The sequence below is a fragment of the Pseudomonas sp. L13 genome (genome assembly GCF_009935965.1).
Taxonomy (GTDB): Bacteria; Pseudomonadota; Gammaproteobacteria; order Pseudomonadales; family Pseudomonadaceae; genus Aquipseudomonas; species Aquipseudomonas lactis.
This window is the reverse complement of record NZ_QODJ01000024.1, coordinates 39,640-55,426: the sequence shown is the minus strand read 5'-3', so window position 1 is coordinate 55,426 and position 15,787 is coordinate 39,640. Positions and strand designations below refer to the sequence as shown.

At 61.8% G+C, this 15,787-nt stretch carries 17 protein-coding genes; 12 read left to right on the top strand and 5 right to left on the bottom strand.

Features of this window, described 5'->3' with window-relative positions:
- Positions 1–184: 184 nt before the first annotated feature.
- From DK871_RS14090 to DK871_RS14080, 3 genes are all read right to left on the bottom strand, one after another.
- A complete protein-coding gene (locus DK871_RS14090) occupies positions 185–826 on the bottom strand; it encodes an oxidoreductase (RefSeq protein ID WP_003194500.1) in 642 nt (213 codons plus the stop codon).
- Between the two features lie 29 nt (positions 827–855).
- A complete protein-coding gene (locus DK871_RS14085; RefSeq protein WP_161905461.1) occupies positions 856–2,574 on the bottom strand; it encodes a C13 family peptidase in 1,719 nt (572 codons plus the stop codon).
- Positions 2,575–2,770: 196 nt separating this feature from the next.
- On the bottom strand, positions 2,771–3,226 hold the full coding sequence (locus tag DK871_RS14080; protein ID WP_161905460.1) for a MaoC family dehydratase: 456 nt from the start codon (positions 3,224–3,226) through the stop codon (positions 2,771–2,773).
- A 182-nt stretch (positions 3,227–3,408) separates the two neighbouring features.
- On the opposite strand from DK871_RS14080, the gene DK871_RS14075 reads away from it, so the two are divergent.
- The 4 genes from DK871_RS14075 to DK871_RS14060 all read left to right on the top strand — a co-directional run bounded on the left by DK871_RS14075 (position 3,409) and on the right by DK871_RS14060 (position 5,407).
- Positions 3,409–3,762, top strand: coding sequence for a CidA/LrgA family protein (locus DK871_RS14075; protein WP_003194494.1), 354 nt, complete (start codon positions 3,409–3,411; stop codon positions 3,760–3,762).
- Complete coding sequence (locus DK871_RS14070) at positions 3,759–4,475, top strand: LrgB family protein (RefSeq protein WP_032895141.1); 717 nt, start codon at positions 3,759–3,761, stop codon at positions 4,473–4,475. The genes DK871_RS14075 and DK871_RS14070 overlap by 4 nt, the downstream gene beginning before the upstream one ends.
- A 22-nt stretch (positions 4,476–4,497) precedes the next feature.
- Positions 4,498–5,091 carry an LON peptidase substrate-binding domain-containing protein gene (locus DK871_RS14065; RefSeq protein WP_161905459.1) on the top strand — a complete coding sequence of 198 codons (594 nt, stop codon included), beginning with the start codon at positions 4,498–4,500 and terminating at the stop codon, positions 5,089–5,091.
- Positions 5,092–5,191: 100 nt separating this feature from the next.
- Complete coding sequence (locus DK871_RS14060) at positions 5,192–5,407, top strand: hypothetical protein (protein WP_003194488.1); 216 nt, start codon at positions 5,192–5,194, stop codon at positions 5,405–5,407.
- Here DK871_RS14060 and DK871_RS14055 read toward each other — a convergent pair.
- Both DK871_RS14055 and DK871_RS14050 read right to left on the bottom strand, forming a co-directional pair.
- Entirely contained in the window at positions 5,401–6,717 is a 1,317-nt protein-coding gene (locus tag DK871_RS14055) for a bifunctional DedA family/phosphatase PAP2 family protein (RefSeq protein WP_161905458.1), read from the bottom strand. The genes DK871_RS14060 and DK871_RS14055 overlap by 7 nt on opposite strands.
- Positions 6,718–6,884: 167 nt before the next feature.
- Positions 6,885–7,568, bottom strand: a complete 684-nt coding sequence (locus DK871_RS14050; protein ID WP_161905457.1) for a DNA-3-methyladenine glycosylase — start codon at positions 7,566–7,568, stop codon at positions 6,885–6,887.
- 175 nt (positions 7,569–7,743) lie between these two features.
- On the opposite strand from DK871_RS14050, the gene DK871_RS14045 reads away from it, so the two are divergent.
- The 8 genes from DK871_RS14045 to DK871_RS14010 all read left to right on the top strand — a co-directional run bounded on the left by DK871_RS14045 (position 7,744) and on the right by DK871_RS14010 (position 15,772).
- Positions 7,744–9,009: a glutamate-5-semialdehyde dehydrogenase gene (locus DK871_RS14045; RefSeq protein ID WP_034126904.1), complete on the top strand. Its 1,266-nt coding sequence runs from the start codon at positions 7,744–7,746 to the stop codon at positions 9,007–9,009.
- Positions 9,009–9,653, top strand: a complete 645-nt coding sequence (gene nadD, locus DK871_RS14040) for a nicotinate-nucleotide adenylyltransferase (RefSeq protein WP_032895153.1) — start codon at positions 9,009–9,011, stop codon at positions 9,651–9,653. The genes DK871_RS14045 and nadD overlap by 1 nt, the downstream gene beginning before the upstream one ends.
- Before the next feature lie 66 nt (positions 9,654–9,719).
- Positions 9,720–10,214, top strand: a complete 495-nt coding sequence (rsfS, locus tag DK871_RS14035) for a ribosome silencing factor (RefSeq protein WP_003176298.1) — start codon at positions 9,720–9,722, stop codon at positions 10,212–10,214.
- A 9-nt stretch (positions 10,215–10,223) separates the two neighbouring features.
- Positions 10,224–10,691: a 23S rRNA (pseudouridine(1915)-N(3))-methyltransferase RlmH gene (rlmH, locus tag DK871_RS14030; protein WP_003176297.1), complete on the top strand. Its 468-nt coding sequence runs from the start codon at positions 10,224–10,226 to the stop codon at positions 10,689–10,691.
- A gap of 15 nt (positions 10,692–10,706) precedes the next feature.
- Positions 10,707–12,605, top strand: a complete 1,899-nt coding sequence (gene mrdA / locus DK871_RS14025) for a penicillin-binding protein 2 (protein WP_003194477.1) — start codon at positions 10,707–10,709, stop codon at positions 12,603–12,605.
- A 31-nt stretch (positions 12,606–12,636) separates the two neighbouring features.
- Positions 12,637–13,740: a rod shape-determining protein RodA gene (gene rodA / locus DK871_RS14020; protein ID WP_044268991.1), complete on the top strand. Its 1,104-nt coding sequence runs from the start codon at positions 12,637–12,639 to the stop codon at positions 13,738–13,740.
- 17 nt (positions 13,741–13,757) lie between these two features.
- Entirely contained in the window at positions 13,758–14,768 is a 1,011-nt protein-coding gene (gene mltB, locus DK871_RS14015) for a lytic murein transglycosylase B (RefSeq protein WP_047711860.1), read from the top strand.
- Positions 14,768–15,772 carry a septal ring lytic transglycosylase RlpA family protein gene (locus DK871_RS14010; protein WP_161905456.1) on the top strand — a complete coding sequence of 335 codons (1,005 nt, stop codon included), beginning with the start codon at positions 14,768–14,770 and terminating at the stop codon, positions 15,770–15,772. The genes mltB and DK871_RS14010 overlap by 1 nt, the downstream gene beginning before the upstream one ends.
- The last annotated feature ends 15 nt before the right edge of the window (positions 15,773–15,787 follow it).

Here is a 15,787-nt window from a genome sequence, read left to right as displayed (position 1 = left end):
AAACCGGCATCCCTGCCGGTTTGCCCCCCAAATCCCTGTCGAATTCCGGCCAGCGTGGTTTAACGGGGCGCCTAAGATCAAAAGCAGATCAAGAGCGGCTCGCTTCGCATCGTGGTTAGCGTTGAGCGCTACAGCGTTGTGTAGATACCGATGCTGCGATGAGGCCATTACCAGCCCTGCATCATTACTTGCCGAGCTTGCGCAACTCGTCCGACTCGACCACCCGCACGCCATCTTGCTCCTCCAGCGCCAGGCGCCACATGGCGCGGGCCAGTTCGCAGACTTCAATACCGTGGTACTTGCCCGGAATAAGCCGTGACAAAGGCCCGGCCAACTGCTCGGCCAGGCGCGGTTCCAGTCGTTCGCCCAGCAGCAGCGAGGGACGGACGATGGTCAACTGCGGCCAGTCTTGCGCTCGGAGCGCCAGTTCCATTTCCCCCTTGACCCGGTTGTAAAACACCGAGGATTTCGGGTCGGCGCCAATTGCGCTGATCACGATCAGGTGCCGCGCGCCCAGTTCCCGTGCGCGCTTGGCGAAGGCCACCACCATGTCCAGGTCGACCGCACGGAACGCCGCTTCCGAGCCGGCCTTTTTGATCGTGGTGCCCAGGCAGCAGAAGGCGATATCCACGCGGCCGCTCAGTTGCGGCAGGAACACCGCCGGCTCGCCCACCGGGTTTTCCAGGCGTGGGTGCTCAGCCAATGGTTTGCGGCTGGGTGCCAGCACGCGGGTCACGGTGGGTTCGTTGAGCAGGCGGTCGAGCAGGTGTTCGCCCGTGAGGCCGGAAGCCCCGGCCAGCAAGATATGCTGCGGTGTCAGGTACATGGTGTTTCCCCCTTGTTACACGTTACAGCTTAGTTGCCTTTGGCTTCCTTGCTATTCATTGAGACGCTTTCGAGCGCCTTTCGTGCCTGCTGTTTACGTAATAATTGCCAATGGGCGATCACGCCTTTAGGCGCCCAGATCTGCGGTTCGGAGGCTTCGAAGTTGTCCGCCTGTTCGCGTTCGGCCACATGCAGTTGTGCCAGTTTGAAGGCCTGTTGCAAATCATCCGTTTGGTTGAAAGCTTGTGCGAAAAGGGCATCACCGAAGTAGGTGAAGTCTGCTTCTTCCGAGCAGCCGAACGACACGCGGTCTGCGCGGGAGGCGGTCATGATCAGGGTGCGCTCATCTTTGAGCGCGGGTATGAAGCCGCCGGAGTAACACGCGGAGATCACGATGACCTTGTCGCGGTTTTTCAGCGGTGCGAGCACAGCGGCCAGCTCATCGGCGGGCAGGTCGGCCAGTTCCATGCGCGGTTGGTCGAGCACCAGTTCATGCTCATGGGTGCCATGGCTGGTCATGTAAATGAACACCAGGTCTTCCGGCCCGGTCCGTTCGGCCAGGGTTTGTACGGAGCGGCGCAGGCTTTCGCGGGTGGCCAGGGGGCGGTCGGCGATATGGTCGCGGTGGTTGACCAGGCGCACCTGCCCGCGCGCGCCGAAGCGGGTGGCGAGCAGGTTGCTGACGTAATCGGCTTCGCGCAGGAACACGCTTTGTTTGCCGTCACCGGCCAGCACCAGGGTGTACAGCTCCACGGCTGGGGTGGACGCGGGCACGGCTGCCAGGGCGTCATCGAGCAAGCGGCCTTGGGCCAGTATGCCGGTCTCCAACGGGTCGGGCAGCAGCTTGCCCTCGGCGTCGCGTACGCGCAGGCCATTGACCCAGGTGCCGGACTGCACGGTGCCGTCGGTCAGTACCAGGGTGCCACGGCCTTGATAGTTGTCGCTGTCGAAGCCACCGATATAGAAACTGCCATCGGTGAGGTTCAGTCGCCCTTCGCCGGTAAAGCGCCAGTCACTGAACTGGCCGACATAGTGGCTGCCATCGACCCCGATCAGTTCGCCTTTACCGGTCAGCGCGCCTTCCTTGAACTGGCCGATCCACACATCGCCGTCGGCGTTCTCGTAGCGGCCTTTGCCGTTGAGCTGGTTCTGCTTGAACTGACCGACATAGATATCGCCCTCGGCGCTATTAAAGGTGCCATTGCCTTCCAGTTGGCCATCGACAAAGCGGCCGCTGAACTGGTTGCCGCTGTCGTCATTGCGCTGGCCTTCGCCATTGGGCTTGCCGTGGGCGAACTGGCCCTGGTACTGGCTGCCGTCGGCCAGTTCCAGGCGGCCGAGGCCCGAGTACTGGTCGTCCTGGAATTCGCCGCGATAGGTCATCTGGCCCTCTTTGAGGGTGCCTTCGCCGTTGCGTCGACCATTCTTGAAGCCGCCCACGTAGCTGCTGCCCGAAGTGGTCAGGCTGCCCTGACCATCAAACAGGCCCTGCTTGAATTCGCCTTTATAGACTTCGCCATTGCTGCCGTGCCATTCGCCCTGGCCATGCCACTGGCCTTTGTCGAACTGGCCGGCGTACCAACTGCCATTGGGGTAGTCCACACGGCCTTGGCCTTGCAGCAAACCGTTGACCACATCGCCACGGTAGCGGCCGCCATCGGGCAGGCGCGCATCGGGCGGCAACAGCGATTCGCCGTCTCCGCAAGCGGTGAGCAACAGGGCAAGGGCAAGGGGAGCGAGTGGGCGCATAGCGGGATCCGGATAATTGAGCGCCGAGTATGCCGTAGCCGGGGTGCCGAACCTAGTGGTCTATGCGCAGGACCTACCACCTGTAGGAGCGGGCTTGCCCGCGAAAAACTCACAGGCGCCGCATTTATTCAGCCAGCGCGCGCTATCGTTGACGACCTTCGCGAGCAAGCTCGCTCCTACAGTGGGGGTGTGGTGGTTATACGAAGCACAGTGACAGCGACTCGGCAATGTAAGCCGGCTTCTCCTGGCCTTCGATTTCCAGGGTGGCCGTGGCCTTGAACAGCCATTGGCCCGGCTTCTTCTCGGTGACGTCAGTGAGGGTGACGTTCAGGCGCACCTTGGAATTCACTTTCACCGGCTGGATAAAGCGCACGCTGTCCAGGCCGTAGTTGACGGCCATCTTCAAGCCTTCGGGCATGATCAGGATGTCTTCCATCAGCTTGGGCATCAGCGACAGCGACAGGAACCCGTGGGCGATGGTGCTGCCGAACGGGGTGTGCGCCGCCTTGACCGGGTCGACGTGGATGAACTGATGATCGCCGGTGGCTTCTGCGAACAGGTTGATACGCGCCTGGTCGATGGTGAGCCATTCGGAACGTCCCAGTTCCTTGCCGACGTAATCTTTGAGCTGCGCTACGGGTACATAGGGCATTGCGTCTCTCCTTGGTTCATCACTTATGTGCCCGTTGATAAGGGGCGTTTTTATGGGTTACAGAGAACCAATGTAGATCATCATGGGCAATCAGCCTGGTCAACCTAACATGCTTTTGGCGAATGCCGGAGCATAGGGCGGGCATGCTTATAATGCGCGCGAGTTTTGAGGGGGAGAGCGGGATGCTGTTACGTGGCCTGACCTGGCTGGTGCTGTTTCAACTGATCGGCACGGCGATCAATCATTTGCTGGTGCCGGTACTGCCGGGGCCGATCATCGGCTTGTTGCTGATGCTGGGCTTTCTGGTCTGGCGCGGTGAAGTCGGCGAGCCCCTGAGCCTGGCGGCCGGTAGCCTGTTGCGTTACCTGCCGCTGCTGCTGGTGCCGCCTGCCGTGGGAGTGATGGTGTATGCCAAGGACATCGTGGCGGATTTCTGGGCCATCGTCGGGGCGTTGGTGTTGTCGCTGGTGATCGCCATGGGCTTTGTCGGTGTGCTGATGCAGCAGATGGTCAAGCGCAAGGAGAAGGACCAATGATCCTCGACTGGCAGGGCGCCTGGACGGCGGTCATTCATCACCCGCTGTTCGGTATCGGTATCACCCTGGGTGCCTATCAACTGGTGCTGGCGGGGTTCGAGAAAACCCGCTGGATCTTCCTGCAGCCGGTGCTGGTGTCGATGCTGCTGGTGATCGGCGTGCTGCTCACCTGCGGGCTGAGCTACGCCGAATACCGCAAGAGCACCGAGATCATGGGCATCTTGCTGGGGCCTGCGACCGTGGCCCTGGCGGTGCCGCTTTATCTGAACCTGCGACGGATTCGCCAATTGTTCTGGCCGATATTTACTACGCTGGTGGTAGGCGGGGTATTGGCCACCGGCCTTTGTGTGGCGTTGGGATGGTGGTTCGGGGCCGAGCACAGGGTGCTGATGACCATGGCGCCCAAGTCGGTCACCTCGCCGATTGCCATGCTGGTGGCCGAGCAGATCGGCGGCGTGGCGGCCTTGGCAGCGGTGTTTGTGTTGATCACTGGGGTGGTCGGCGCGATGATCGGCCCAGCGCTCTTGACGCGCCTGGGTGTACGCAGCCCCGAAGCGCGCGGCATGGCTTTGGGCATGACCGCCCACGCCGTCGGCACCTCGGTGGCCTTGCAGGAAAGCGAAGAATGCGGCGCCTTCGCGGCGCTGGCCATGAGTTTGATGGGCGTGGCCACGGCGGTGTTCCTGCCGTTGGCGGTGTCGGTCATTGTTTAAACCAGGTTTTAAGGAAACAGTTATGAGTCTGGCGCTATTCCCCCTCAACACTGTGCTGTTCCCAGGCTGCACCCTCGACTTGCAGATATTTGAGGCGCGCTACCTGGACATGATCGGCCGTTGTATGAAAAAGGGCGAAGGCTTTGGTGTGGTATGCCTCCTGGATGGCTCGGAGGTGGGCATGGCCCCTGACGGTTATGCGCTTGTCGGTTGTGAAGCGCTGATTCGTGACTTCAAACAGCAGGACAACGGCCTGCTGGGCATTCGCGTCGAAGGGGGCCGTCGTTTCCGCGTGCGTGAGGCCGGCGTGCAGAAAGACCACTTGCTGGTGGCCGACGTGCAATGGTTGCAAGAGTTGCCGGACCAGCCGCTGGGCGAAAAAGAGGACGCCGACTTACTGGCGTTGCTTGAGGCCCTGGCCGAGCACCCGATGGTGGCTTCGCTGGACATGGGCGGTGACGTCGAAGGCCAGCAAGCCCTGGGCAACCGATTGGCCTATCTGCTGCCGTTTACCGAGGCCGACAAGATCGACTTGCTGCAACTGGACGACCCAGGGCAGCGCCTGGATGCGATCCAGCTGTTGCTCGATGAATTGCAGGGCGAGCTGTTCACCTGATGTTCGGATTTGCCTGACAGGACTTTCAGACTTTGCTCGGTCGCCTCCACTGAGCCGCCTGCACTATTTTCCGATCGCACAACAATGATCGGAGATAACCATGATTCGGCTGACCCCCTCGGAACAAGTCGCGTGGGACGCTTATTTTGTCAGCGTGACCACGCAATTACTCCAGCAGGAAGCCACGCGGGGCGCGGAGTACATCGCCGAGCGCGCCGCCGAAGTGGCCGATGAGATGCTGCTGGAGCGCCGCGAACGTTGCGTTGAACGGCGCAGCGCCTCCGTGGACTGGATCGGCCCGGCCAAGGGTCAGTAGGCGTACCTGAGCAGGGCGTGGGGCGTACCGGTAAAGGCGATAAAACCGAGCACGGCCACCACGGCGGGCAGCACCAGCCACCAGGCTTTTTGCGACATGGCTGGTAATGGGCTGCGGTACTGGATGGCCGTCAGGCTGAACGCACACACGGTCATCGCCAGCAACGTGCCTGCCAGGATGTCCGTCGGCCAATGGGCGCCCAGGTACACCCGCGATAAGGCAATGAACGCCGCGGGAATGCAGCCCAGCAGCATCCAGGTCAGGCGCAGCCGCGTGGGTTGGCCGCGACCGGCCAGTACCGCAAGCGCCAGGAAGAAGGCAAAGGCACCGGAGGCATGGCCGCTGGGCATGCTGAAGCTGGTGAGCGGGTCGGTTAGAATTTCCGGGCGGCCACGGGCGAAAAACAGCTTGGTGCCGGTGTTGATCACTGCTGCGCCGGCGAGGGTCGCGCCGACAAACACGGCGTGGCGCCATTGCCGTGCCAACAGCAACAGGCCAGTGAACACGGCGCTGGCGAAAAACATCTTCTTGAACTCACCCAGTTGGGTGACCCGTACCATCACTTCGTCCAGCCACGGGCTGCGATGTTCCTGCACCAGTGCGCTCAGGCCCTGGTCGAAGTCATTGAGATGGGGGTAGCCGATAAACAGTGCGATCAACAACACCAGGCTGGCGCAACCGATCCACAAGGTGGCGCGCCGATGCCCACGCCAACTGCTGTTCACACTCAGCCCCAGCAGCACCGCGAGGCACGCCGCGATAATCGCCGCTTCCGGCCAGAAACCTTCCGGCAACGGCAGGCGGAACGCGGCGCCGGCGGCCCAGCCCGGCAGCAGATAGGCCACCGACCAGCCCGCTGCCGCAAGGATGCTCACGGCGGCAAAGCGCGGGAAGGGCATGTCGCACATACCCGCGACCATGGGCAGCATGGGACGCAATGGGCCAATGAAACGCCCGACCAACAGGCTGGCAATCCCATACTTGTGAAAGTAGGTTTCTGCGCCGTTCATCCATTCAGGATGCTGGCGCAGGCCGGGCAGGCGCCGGATGTTCTGATGGAAGTGGCGGCCCAGGTAATAGGAAACGCCGTCGCCCAACAAGCCGCCGAGGAAGCCCAGCAGCAGGGTTTCACTTAGTGACAGCGCACCGCTGCCAGCCAGCGCGGCGATTGCAAACAGCAACACAGTGCCTGGCACGATCAACCCGGCAATCGCCAGGCACTCTACACACGCGACAATAAACACCGCCGCTGCCAGCCATTGTGGGTTGAGGGTCAACCAGCCGGTGATGCTATCGAGCCATTGGCCCATACAATCCACTCCATGCATACAAAACAGAATTTGAGACGGTGAAATTCAACTGTGGGAGCTGGCTTGCCTGCGATGGCTGCGGCATGGCCAGCATTGAAGTTGCCTGACGCACCGCTATCGCAGGCAAGCCAGCTCCCACATGGGATGTGTTGCTGGGTTCTGCACGGTCAAATCAAAAAATAATCCCGGCCTTCGACCTGCCCCCGACGCAGCGGGTTCCGCGTGCAATAAGGCGCATAGCCAGCATCGACGAAGCGGTACATCAAGTACTCATCGCGCCCGCTGGGGATGCCCAGGCGCGTGGTCTGGATGATCTGCGTGGGCACTTGGCCCACGTCTTCGACAAACAGCAGTTCTTGGTCGAAGCGCTTGGCATCCCACATCGGCACTTTCAGGCCCAACGCCTTGCACAGCAGCGTCTGGCCCGCACACAGTTTTTGCGAGGGGCGTGGGCTGCCATCGGGGTTGGGGTTGTTCAACAGCATCTGTGCCAGGCTCGCCGCGCCGGAAATGTCATCGACCCAGGGATAGGCCGATTTGATCAGCACGGCATTGCCCGGGCCATGGGCGCTGAAGTTCAGCGAATCACCGCCACGGGCGTAGTACATGTAGATATGGCCACCATCCAGAAACAAAGCCTTACGCTTTTCTGTGTAGCCGAGTGAGGCGTGGCTGCCTTTTTCGGCCACGTAATAGGCTTCGGTTTCAATAATTCGTGCCGAAAGCCAGAGATCGCCCACGCGATGGCGAATGACTTTTCCGAGTAATTCGCGCGCAAGCAGTTGGGCGTCGCGGTCGAAGAAGCTATCGGGCAGGGGGCTGGCGGGGAGCTGGGGCGAAAAGTCGGGCATGGCGGTCAAGGGTTGATACGGCTAAATGTGACCGAATCATAACAACTCTCACCTTAATTACGCCTGAACCTGGGGTTTTTACAGTTCATTTCGACCATCCGCCCCTCACCGCTGTCAGTCGGGCGGCGTCACAGCTATAATCTGCCGCTTTCCTCTTTGCCAAGACTCCCTGACCATGACTGAGTCCGTTCTTGACTACATGACCCGCTTGGGTCGCGCTGCCCGGCAGGCCTCGCGGTTGATCGCCCGTGCGAGCACTGCGCAGAAGAACCGTGCGCTGCTGGCGGCTGCCGATGCTCTGGATGCTTCGCGCTCCGAGCTGACTGCCGCCAACGAGCTGGACCTGGCCAATGGGCGCGCCAATGGCCTGGAGCCAGCCCTGCTGGACCGACTGGCGCTGACCCCGGCGCGTATCGACGACATGATCGAAGGCTTGCGTCAGGTGGCCAAACTGCCTGACCCCATCGGTGAAATTCGCGACATGCGTTACCTGCCGTCCGGCATCCAGGTAGGCAAGATGCGCGTGCCGCTGGGCGTGATCGGCATCATCTATGAGTCGCGCCCGAACGTGACCATCGACGCCGCGAGCCTGTGCCTCAAGTCGGGCAACGCCACCATCCTGCGTGGCGGTTCCGAGGCGATCAACTCCAATCGCGCCATTGCCGCCTGCATCCAGCAGGGCCTGGCCGTTGCCGAGTTGCCAGCCGAAGTGGTGCAAGTGGTGGAAACCACCGACCGTGCTGCCGTGGGTGCCTTGATCACCATGCCGGAATTCGTCGACGTGATCGTGCCGCGGGGTGGCAAGAGCCTGATCGAGCGCGTCAGCCGCGATGCCAAGGTGCCAGTTATCAAGCACCTGGACGGCGTCTGCCATGTATTCATCGACATCGCCGCCGACCTCGACAAGGCGATCCGCATCGCCGACAACGCCAAGACCCACCGCTACGCGCCGTGCAACACCATGGAAACCCTGCTGGTGCACGCAGGCATTGCCGAGCGCGTGCTGCCGCCGCTGGCTGCCATCTACCGTGACAAGTCGGTAGAACTGCGCGGTTGCGAGCGCACCCGGGCGTTGCTGGGCGCGGACGTCATCGAGGCGACCGAGCAGGACTGGTACACCGAGTACACGGCCCCGATCCTGTCGATCCGCATCGTCGACGACCTGGACCAGGCCATCGAACACATCAATACCTATGGCTCCAAGCACACCGACGCCATCGTTTCCGAGCATTTCAGCGATGCCCGGCGCTTCCTCAACGAAGTGGATTCCGCTTCGGTGATGGTCAACGCCTCGACGCGTTTTGCCGACGGCTTCGAGTACGGCCTGGGTGCTGAGATCGGTATTTCTACCGACAAGCTCCACGCACGCGGCCCGGTGGGCCTCGAAGGGCTGACCAGTGAGAAGTACGTGGTGTTTGGCGACGGTCATGTGCGCACTTGATGACTAAACGCATCGGGCTGCTCGGCGGTACTTTCGACCCCGTGCACATCGGCCATTTGCGCAGTGCCCTGGAAGTTGCGGATGCCCTTGCGCTGGATGAACTGCGCCTGCTGCCCAATTTCCGGCCGCCCCATCGCGACACGCCGCAGGTGGCCGCCGAGCAACGCCTGCAAATGGTGCGTGTTGCCGTAGAAGGTATATCGCCGCTGGTGGTGGACGATCGCGAACTCAAGCGCGATAAACCGTCCTACACTATCGACACCCTGGAGCTGATGCGCGCCGAATTGGCCGCAGATGACCCACTGTTTCTGCTTTTGGGCTGGGACGCATTTTGCGGCCTGCCCTCTTGGCACCGCTGGGAGGAACTCCTCCAGCATTGCCACATCCTGGTTTTGCAACGCCCGGATGCCGACAGCGAACCGCCGGATGCCTTGCGCAACCTGCTGGCCGCGCGGTCGGTAAGTGACCCCTTGGCCCTGACCGGGCCGAACGGGAATATTGCATTCGTCTGGCAGACCCCGCTTGCGGTGTCCGCCACCCAGATCCGTCAACTGCTGGCCAGCGGGAAGTCGGTACGTTTCCTGGTGCCTGACGCGGTCCTGGCCTACATCGATGCGCACGGGCTTTACCGTGCGTCGAACTAAAAAAGGCGCGCTTGAACGCACGACCGTGCAGCAAGCGCCCGAACATACGAGCAAAACGAGTTTTATATGACGAACAAAGACGTAAGCAAAGTTAAGCGCAAAGGCACCTTCAAAAGCGCACCGCTGCCGGTTGAAGCCCATGTCGGCCCGGAACTGGCTGGCGAAGAGCTGGTGAAAGTCGCCGTGGCTGCCCTGGAAGACGTTAAAGCCCAGGACATCCAGGTGCTGGACGTGCGCGACAAGCAGAGCATCACCGACTTCATGATCATCGCCACCGGTACCTCCAACCGCCAGATCGGCGCGATGCTGGACAAGGTTCGCGAAGCCGTCAAAGCCCAGGGCGTCAAGCCACTGGGTGAAGAAGGCAAGGGCGACAGCGACTGGGTGTTGCTGGACATGGACGATGTGATCGTTCACATGATGACTTCCAACGCTCGCCAGTTCTACGACCTGGAGCGTCTGTGGAAAGGCGCCGAGCAGAGCCGTGCCGCCGATGGCAAGCACCACAGCCCGGAAGTGGGCCATGCGCACTTCGACAAACTCAACAAAGACCAGGAATAAGGAACGGCTGTGCGCCTGCGTCTGATCGCTGTCGGTTCACGCATGCCCAAGTGGGTGGAAGAAGGCTGGCACGAATATGCCAAGCGTCTGCCCGCTGAGCTGTCGCTTGAACTGGTGGAAATACCGCTCAATACCCGGGGCAAGAACGCCGACGTGGCGCGCTTTATCCGTCAGGAAGGCGAAGCCATGCTGGCCAAGGTCGGCCCCAATGAGCGCATCGTCACCCTTGAAGTGCACGGCAAGCCCTGGAGCACCGAGCAACTGGCGGTGGAACTGGATCGCTGGCGCCTGGATTCGCGCACGGTCAATTTCATGGTCGGCGGCCCGGAAGGGCTGGCGCCGGAAGTCTGTGCGCGGGCCGATCAGCGCTGGTCGCTGTCGGCGCTGACGTTGCCGCACCCGTTGGTAAGGATTCTGATCGGTGAACAGCTGTATCGCGCCTGGACAGTCCTGTCCGGGCACCCTTACCACAAATAGTCTGCGCCGCCCCCGATGACCCAACCGATCCGCATCAAGGACCACGAGAAAGACGCACGTCTGGTACGCGCGCGGGTGGTGTTCGGTGCTGTTTTGGTGGTGGTGCTGATGTGCGTGCTGATTGCGCGGCTGTATTTCCTCCAAGTGATCCAGTACGACTATCACTCCACGCTGTCGGAAAACAACCGGGTGCATGTGCAGCCGATTCCCCCGACCCGTGGGCTGATCTTCGACCGCAATGGCGTGGTGGTTGCCGATAACCGGCCCAGCTTCAGCCTGAGCATGACCCGTGAGCGTTCCGGCGACTGGAAGCAGGTGCTCGATGTCATCGTCGAGGTGCTGCAACTGACGCCGGAAGACCGGGTGGTCTTCGAGAAACGCATGCGGCAGGGGCGCCGGCCGTTCGAGCCGGTGCCTATTCTGTTTGAGCTGACCGAAGAGCAAATCGCCCGCATTGCGGTGAACCAGTTCCGCCTGCCAGGTGTGGAAGTGGTGGCGCAGTTGGTGCGGCATTACCCGCAAGGGCCGCACTTTGCCCACTCGGTTGGCTACATGGGGCGGATCAACGAGAAAGAGCTGAAAACCCTCGACCCGATCAACTACAGCGGCACCCACCATATCGGCAAAACCGGCATCGAGCGTTTCTACGAGGCCGAGTTGCATGGCCAGGTAGGTAACGAGGAAGTCGAGACCAATGCGCGTGGCCGCGTATTGCGGGTACTCAAGCGCACCGATCCGGTGCCGGGCAAGGACATTGTCCTGAGCCTGGACATCAAGTTGCAGGAAGCTGCCGAGATGGCCCTGGGCGGTCGGCGGGGTGCCGTGGTGGCGCTGGACCCTAAGACCGGCGAAGTGCTGGCGATGGTCAGCCAGCCCAGCTTCGACCCCAACCCGTTTGTGACCGGCATCAGCTTCAAGGCCTACGCCGAGCTGCGTGATTCCATTGACCGGCCCCTGTTCAACCGCGTGTTGCGCGGCCTGTACCCACCGGGCTCGACCATCAAGCCGGCGGTGGCGATTGCCGGCCTGGATGCTGGCGTGGTCACAGCCTCAAGCCGGGTGTACGACCCTGGCTATTACATGCTGCCCAACTATGACCACAAATACCGTAACTGGAACCGCTCCGGTGACGGCTATGTCGACCTGGACACCGCGATCATGCGCTCCAACGACACCTATTTTTACGACCTGGCCCACAAGCTGGGGATTGATCGGCTGTCTGCCTACATGGGCAAGTTCGGCCTCGGTCAGAAAGTCTCGCTGGATATGTTCGAAGAATCTCCCGGCCTGATGCCGTCGCGAGAGTGGAAGCGTGCGACCCGCCGCCAGGCGTGGTTCCCCGGCGAAACCCTGATCCTGGGTATCGGCCAGGGCTATATGCAGGCCACACCGCTGCAACTGGCCCAGGCCACGGCGCTGGTGGCGAACAAAGGCGTGTGGAACCGACCGCACCTGGCCAGGACCATCGAAGGCGAAAAGCCGGTGGACGACAATCCGATTCCTGACATCGTGCTGCGTGACCCGTCCGACTGGGCCAAGGTCAACCACGGCATGCAGCAGGTAATGCACGGCGCTCGCGGCACCGCACGCAAGGCGGCGATCGGCGCGCAGTACCGTATTGCCGGCAAGAGTGGTACGGCCCAGGTGGTCGCGATCAAACAGGGCGAAAAGTATGACCGTTCCAAGGTGCAGGAACGCCACCGCGACCACGCCTTATTTGTCGGCTTTGCCCCGGCGGAAGACCCGAAAATCGTGGTGGCTGTGATGGTCGAGAACGGCGAGTCCGGCTCCGGCGTCGCCGCCCCAGTGGTACGCCAGGTCATGGACGCCTGGCTGCTGGCCGACGATGGCCGGCTCAAGCCCGAGTATGGCGGCCCCCCTTCAAGCCCCGAGGTTACGGCCCGTGAAGAGTAATTTTGACCGCATCCTTTCCAGCGAAGATGTGATGCGTCGCCGTGCGACGTTGCTGCAACGCATGCACATTGATGGCCCCTTGCTGATCCTGCTGCTGACCCTGGCGGCCGGCAGCCTGTTCGTGTTGTATTCGGCCAGCGGCAAGAACTGGGACTTGCTGATCAAGCAGGCGTCTTCGTTTGGCCTGGGCCTGCTGTCGATGGTGGTGATCGCCCAATTGGAGCCGCGCTTCATGGCGCGCTGGGTGCCCTTGGGCTATGTCGCCGGCGTGTTGCTGCTGGTGGTGGTGGACGTCATGGGCCATAACGCCATGGGGGCCACGCGGTGGATCAACATCCCCGGGGTGATTCGCTTCCAGCCGTCGGAATTCATGAAGATCCTGATGCCGGCCACTATTGCCTGGTACTTGTCCAAGCGCACCTTGCCGCCGCAGCTCAAACACGTGGCCATCAGCCTGATCCTGATCGGCGTGCCCTTCGTGCTGATCGTGCGCCAGCCGGATCTGGGCACCTCGTTGCTGATCCTCGCCGGTGGCGCGTTCGTGCTGTTCATGGGCGGCCTGCGCTGGCGCTGGATCCTCAGCGTACTGGCCGCCGCCGTGCCCGTGGCCGTGGCCATGTGGTTCTTCTTTATGCACGACTACCAAAAGCAACGGATCCTCACGTTCCTCGACCCGGAGAGCGACCCGCTTGGCACCGGCTGGAACATCATCCAGTCCAAGGCAGCCATTGGTTCCGGCGGGGTATTTGGCAAGGGCTGGTTGCTGGGCACCCAGTCTCACCTGGACTTCTTGCCCGAGAGCCATACCGACTTCATCATCGCGGTGATGGGCGAAGAGTTCGGCCTGGTGGGCATTTGCGCGTTGTTGCTGATCTATCTGCTGTTGATTGGTCGCGGCCTGGTGATCACGGCCCAGGCGCAGACGCTGTTCGGCAAATTGCTCGCCGGCAGCCTGACCATGACTTTTTTTGTTTACGTTTTCGTCAACATCGGTATGGTCAGTGGCCTGCTGCCGGTGGTTGGGGTGCCGTTGCCATTCATTAGCTACGGCGGAACTTCGCTGGTGACATTGCTGTCAGCGTTTGGGGTTTTGATGTCGATTCATACGCATCGCAAGTGGATCGCACAGGTTTGAATAAGGTGAAGATGTCAATGCAAGTAATGCGCGGCTGGGCGACTCGGCATGCGACCTGGATGGGCCTGATCGGGCTGCTGGGGGCAACGCAAGAGGCGCAGGCCGGTGACTACGATGGCTCTCCCCAGGTTGCCGAATTTGTCGGTGAGCTGACCCGCGACTACGGTTTTGCCGGCGAGCAACTGATGGGCGTGTTCCGCGAAGCCCAGAAAAAGCAGGCGATCCTCGACGCCATCTCTCGCCCCGCCGAACGCGTGAAGCAGTGGAAGGACTATCGCCCGATGTTCCTCACTGATGCGCGCATCGCCCGCGGCGTGGATTTCTGGCGCCAGCACGAGGCAGTCCTCGCTCGCGCCGAGCAGGAGTACGGCGTGCCAGCCCAGGTGATCGTCTCGATCATCGGCATCGAAACTTTCTACGGGCGCAACACCGGCAGCTACCGGGTGATCGACGCCTTGTCGACCCTGGGCTTCGATTACCCGCCGCGCGCCGAGTTCTTCCGCAAGGAACTGCGCGAATTCCTGTTGCTGGCCCGCGAAGAGCAGGTCGACCCGCTGAGCCTCAAGGGCTCCTACGCCGGGGCGATGGGCTTGCCGCAGTTCATGCCGAGCAGCTTTCGCGCCTATGCGGTGGATTTCGACGGTGACGGGCACATCAATATCTGGAGCAACCCCGACGATGCCATCGGCAGCGTGGCCAGCTACTTCAAGCGCCACGGCTGGGTTGGCGGCGAGCCGGTGGTTATCCGCGCCGATGTCACGGGCGAGCGCGCCGACGAGGGCTTGACCCAAGGTATCGAACCGGTCAAGACCGTTGGGGAGTTGCGAGCGCTGGGCTGGTCGAGTCAGAATGCGCCACGCGATGACATGCCGGTGACGGCATTCCGCCTGGAAGGCGCAAATGGCCCTGAATACTGGATGGGCCTGAAAAATTTCTACGCAATCACGCGTTATAACCGCAGTGTGATGTACGCCATGGCCGTGCATCAGCTGTCAGATGAGCTGGTTCAAGCACGGGGCAACAAGTAATGCGGGTATCGCCGTTCAAAAAACCGCTCAAGCTGGTGGCGTTCGCCGCGTTGTCCTTGTTGGTAGCCAGTTGTTCCACCACCCCTAACCGTGCGCCGGCCAAGAAGGCGGGCGGTGCGGTGGTGCGCGCCCAGCCGGGCCTGGACATCAACCGCGCGCACAAAGACGGCGCGCCGTGGTGGGATGTGGATGTGTCGAAAATCCCGGATGCTACGCCGACCCTGCACACCGGCCCCTACAAGGCCAACCCCTACACCGTGCTGGGCAAGAATTACTTCCCGCTGCAGGAATCCAAGACCTACGTGCAGTCGGGCACCGCGTCCTGGTACGGCACCAAGTTCCATGGCCAGAACACGGCCAACGGCGAAGTGTATGACCTGTATGGCATGAGCGCGGCCCACAAGACCCTGCCGCTGCCCAGCTATGTGCGCGTGACCAACCTGGACAATAACCGCACCGTGATCCTGCGGGTCAATGACCGTGGGCCGTTCTATTCGGACCGCATCATCGACTTGTCCTACGCGGCCGCCAAGAAACTCGGGTATGCCGAAACTGGCACCGCCCGAGTAAAAGTCGAAGGCATCGACCCGGCGCAGTACTGGGCCCAGCGTGGCAAGCCGGCGCCGTTGATGCTCAACGAACCGCCAACCCCGCAACCGCAAGTGACGGCCTCCACCGGCAAGATCGAGCAATGGACGCCGCCACCGGCGCAGCATGCGCCTGATACCGTGGTGATACCTCACGCGGCAGCGGGCGCCTCCATGGCCGGTGGGCAATACCTGCAGGTCGGCGCTTTCGCCAACCCGGATGCGGCAGAACTGTTAAGGTCCAAGCTCAGCGGCATGGTCAGTGCGCCGGTTTTCATCAGCTCCATCGTGCGTAACCAGCAAACCTTGCACCGTGTACGCATGGGCCCGATCGGCTCGCCGAGCGAGGTAGCGCAAGTGCAGAACAGCGTACGCCTGGCCAACCTGGGGCAACCCAGCGTGGTCACCGCAGAATAAGCAGTAACGGTTTGA

Coding starts and splice junctions, on each gene's coding strand:
- mltB (WP_047711860.1), top strand. CDS start 13,758: ATGCAAGTAATGCGCGGCTGGGCGACTCGGCATGCGACCTGGATGGGC.
- rsfS (WP_003176298.1), top strand. CDS start 9,720: ATGACGAACAAAGACGTAAGCAAAGTTAAGCGCAAAGGCACCTTCAAA.
- mrdA (WP_003194477.1), top strand. CDS start 10,707: ATGACCCAACCGATCCGCATCAAGGACCACGAGAAAGACGCACGTCTG.
- DK871_RS14045 (WP_034126904.1), top strand. CDS start 7,744: ATGACTGAGTCCGTTCTTGACTACATGACCCGCTTGGGTCGCGCTGCC.
- DK871_RS14090 (WP_003194500.1), bottom strand. CDS start 826: ATGTACCTGACACCGCAGCATATCTTGCTGGCCGGGGCTTCCGGCCTC.
- DK871_RS14070 (WP_032895141.1), top strand. CDS start 3,759: ATGATCCTCGACTGGCAGGGCGCCTGGACGGCGGTCATTCATCACCCG.
- DK871_RS14085 (WP_161905461.1), bottom strand. CDS start 2,574: ATGCGCCCACTCGCTCCCCTTGCCCTTGCCCTGTTGCTCACCGCTTGC.
- DK871_RS14055 (WP_161905458.1), bottom strand. CDS start 6,717: ATGGGCCAATGGCTCGATAGCATCACCGGCTGGTTGACCCTCAACCCA.
- DK871_RS14010 (WP_161905456.1), top strand. CDS start 14,768: ATGCGGGTATCGCCGTTCAAAAAACCGCTCAAGCTGGTGGCGTTCGCC.
- DK871_RS14065 (WP_161905459.1), top strand. CDS start 4,498: ATGAGTCTGGCGCTATTCCCCCTCAACACTGTGCTGTTCCCAGGCTGC.
- DK871_RS14060 (WP_003194488.1), top strand. CDS start 5,192: ATGATTCGGCTGACCCCCTCGGAACAAGTCGCGTGGGACGCTTATTTT.
- DK871_RS14075 (WP_003194494.1), top strand. CDS start 3,409: ATGCTGTTACGTGGCCTGACCTGGCTGGTGCTGTTTCAACTGATCGGC.
- DK871_RS14080 (WP_161905460.1), bottom strand. CDS start 3,226: ATGCCCTATGTACCCGTAGCGCAGCTCAAAGATTACGTCGGCAAGGAA.
- nadD (WP_032895153.1), top strand. CDS start 9,009: ATGACTAAACGCATCGGGCTGCTCGGCGGTACTTTCGACCCCGTGCAC.
- DK871_RS14050 (WP_161905457.1), bottom strand. CDS start 7,568: ATGCCCGACTTTTCGCCCCAGCTCCCCGCCAGCCCCCTGCCCGATAGC.
- rodA (WP_044268991.1), top strand. CDS start 12,637: ATGCGTCGCCGTGCGACGTTGCTGCAACGCATGCACATTGATGGCCCC.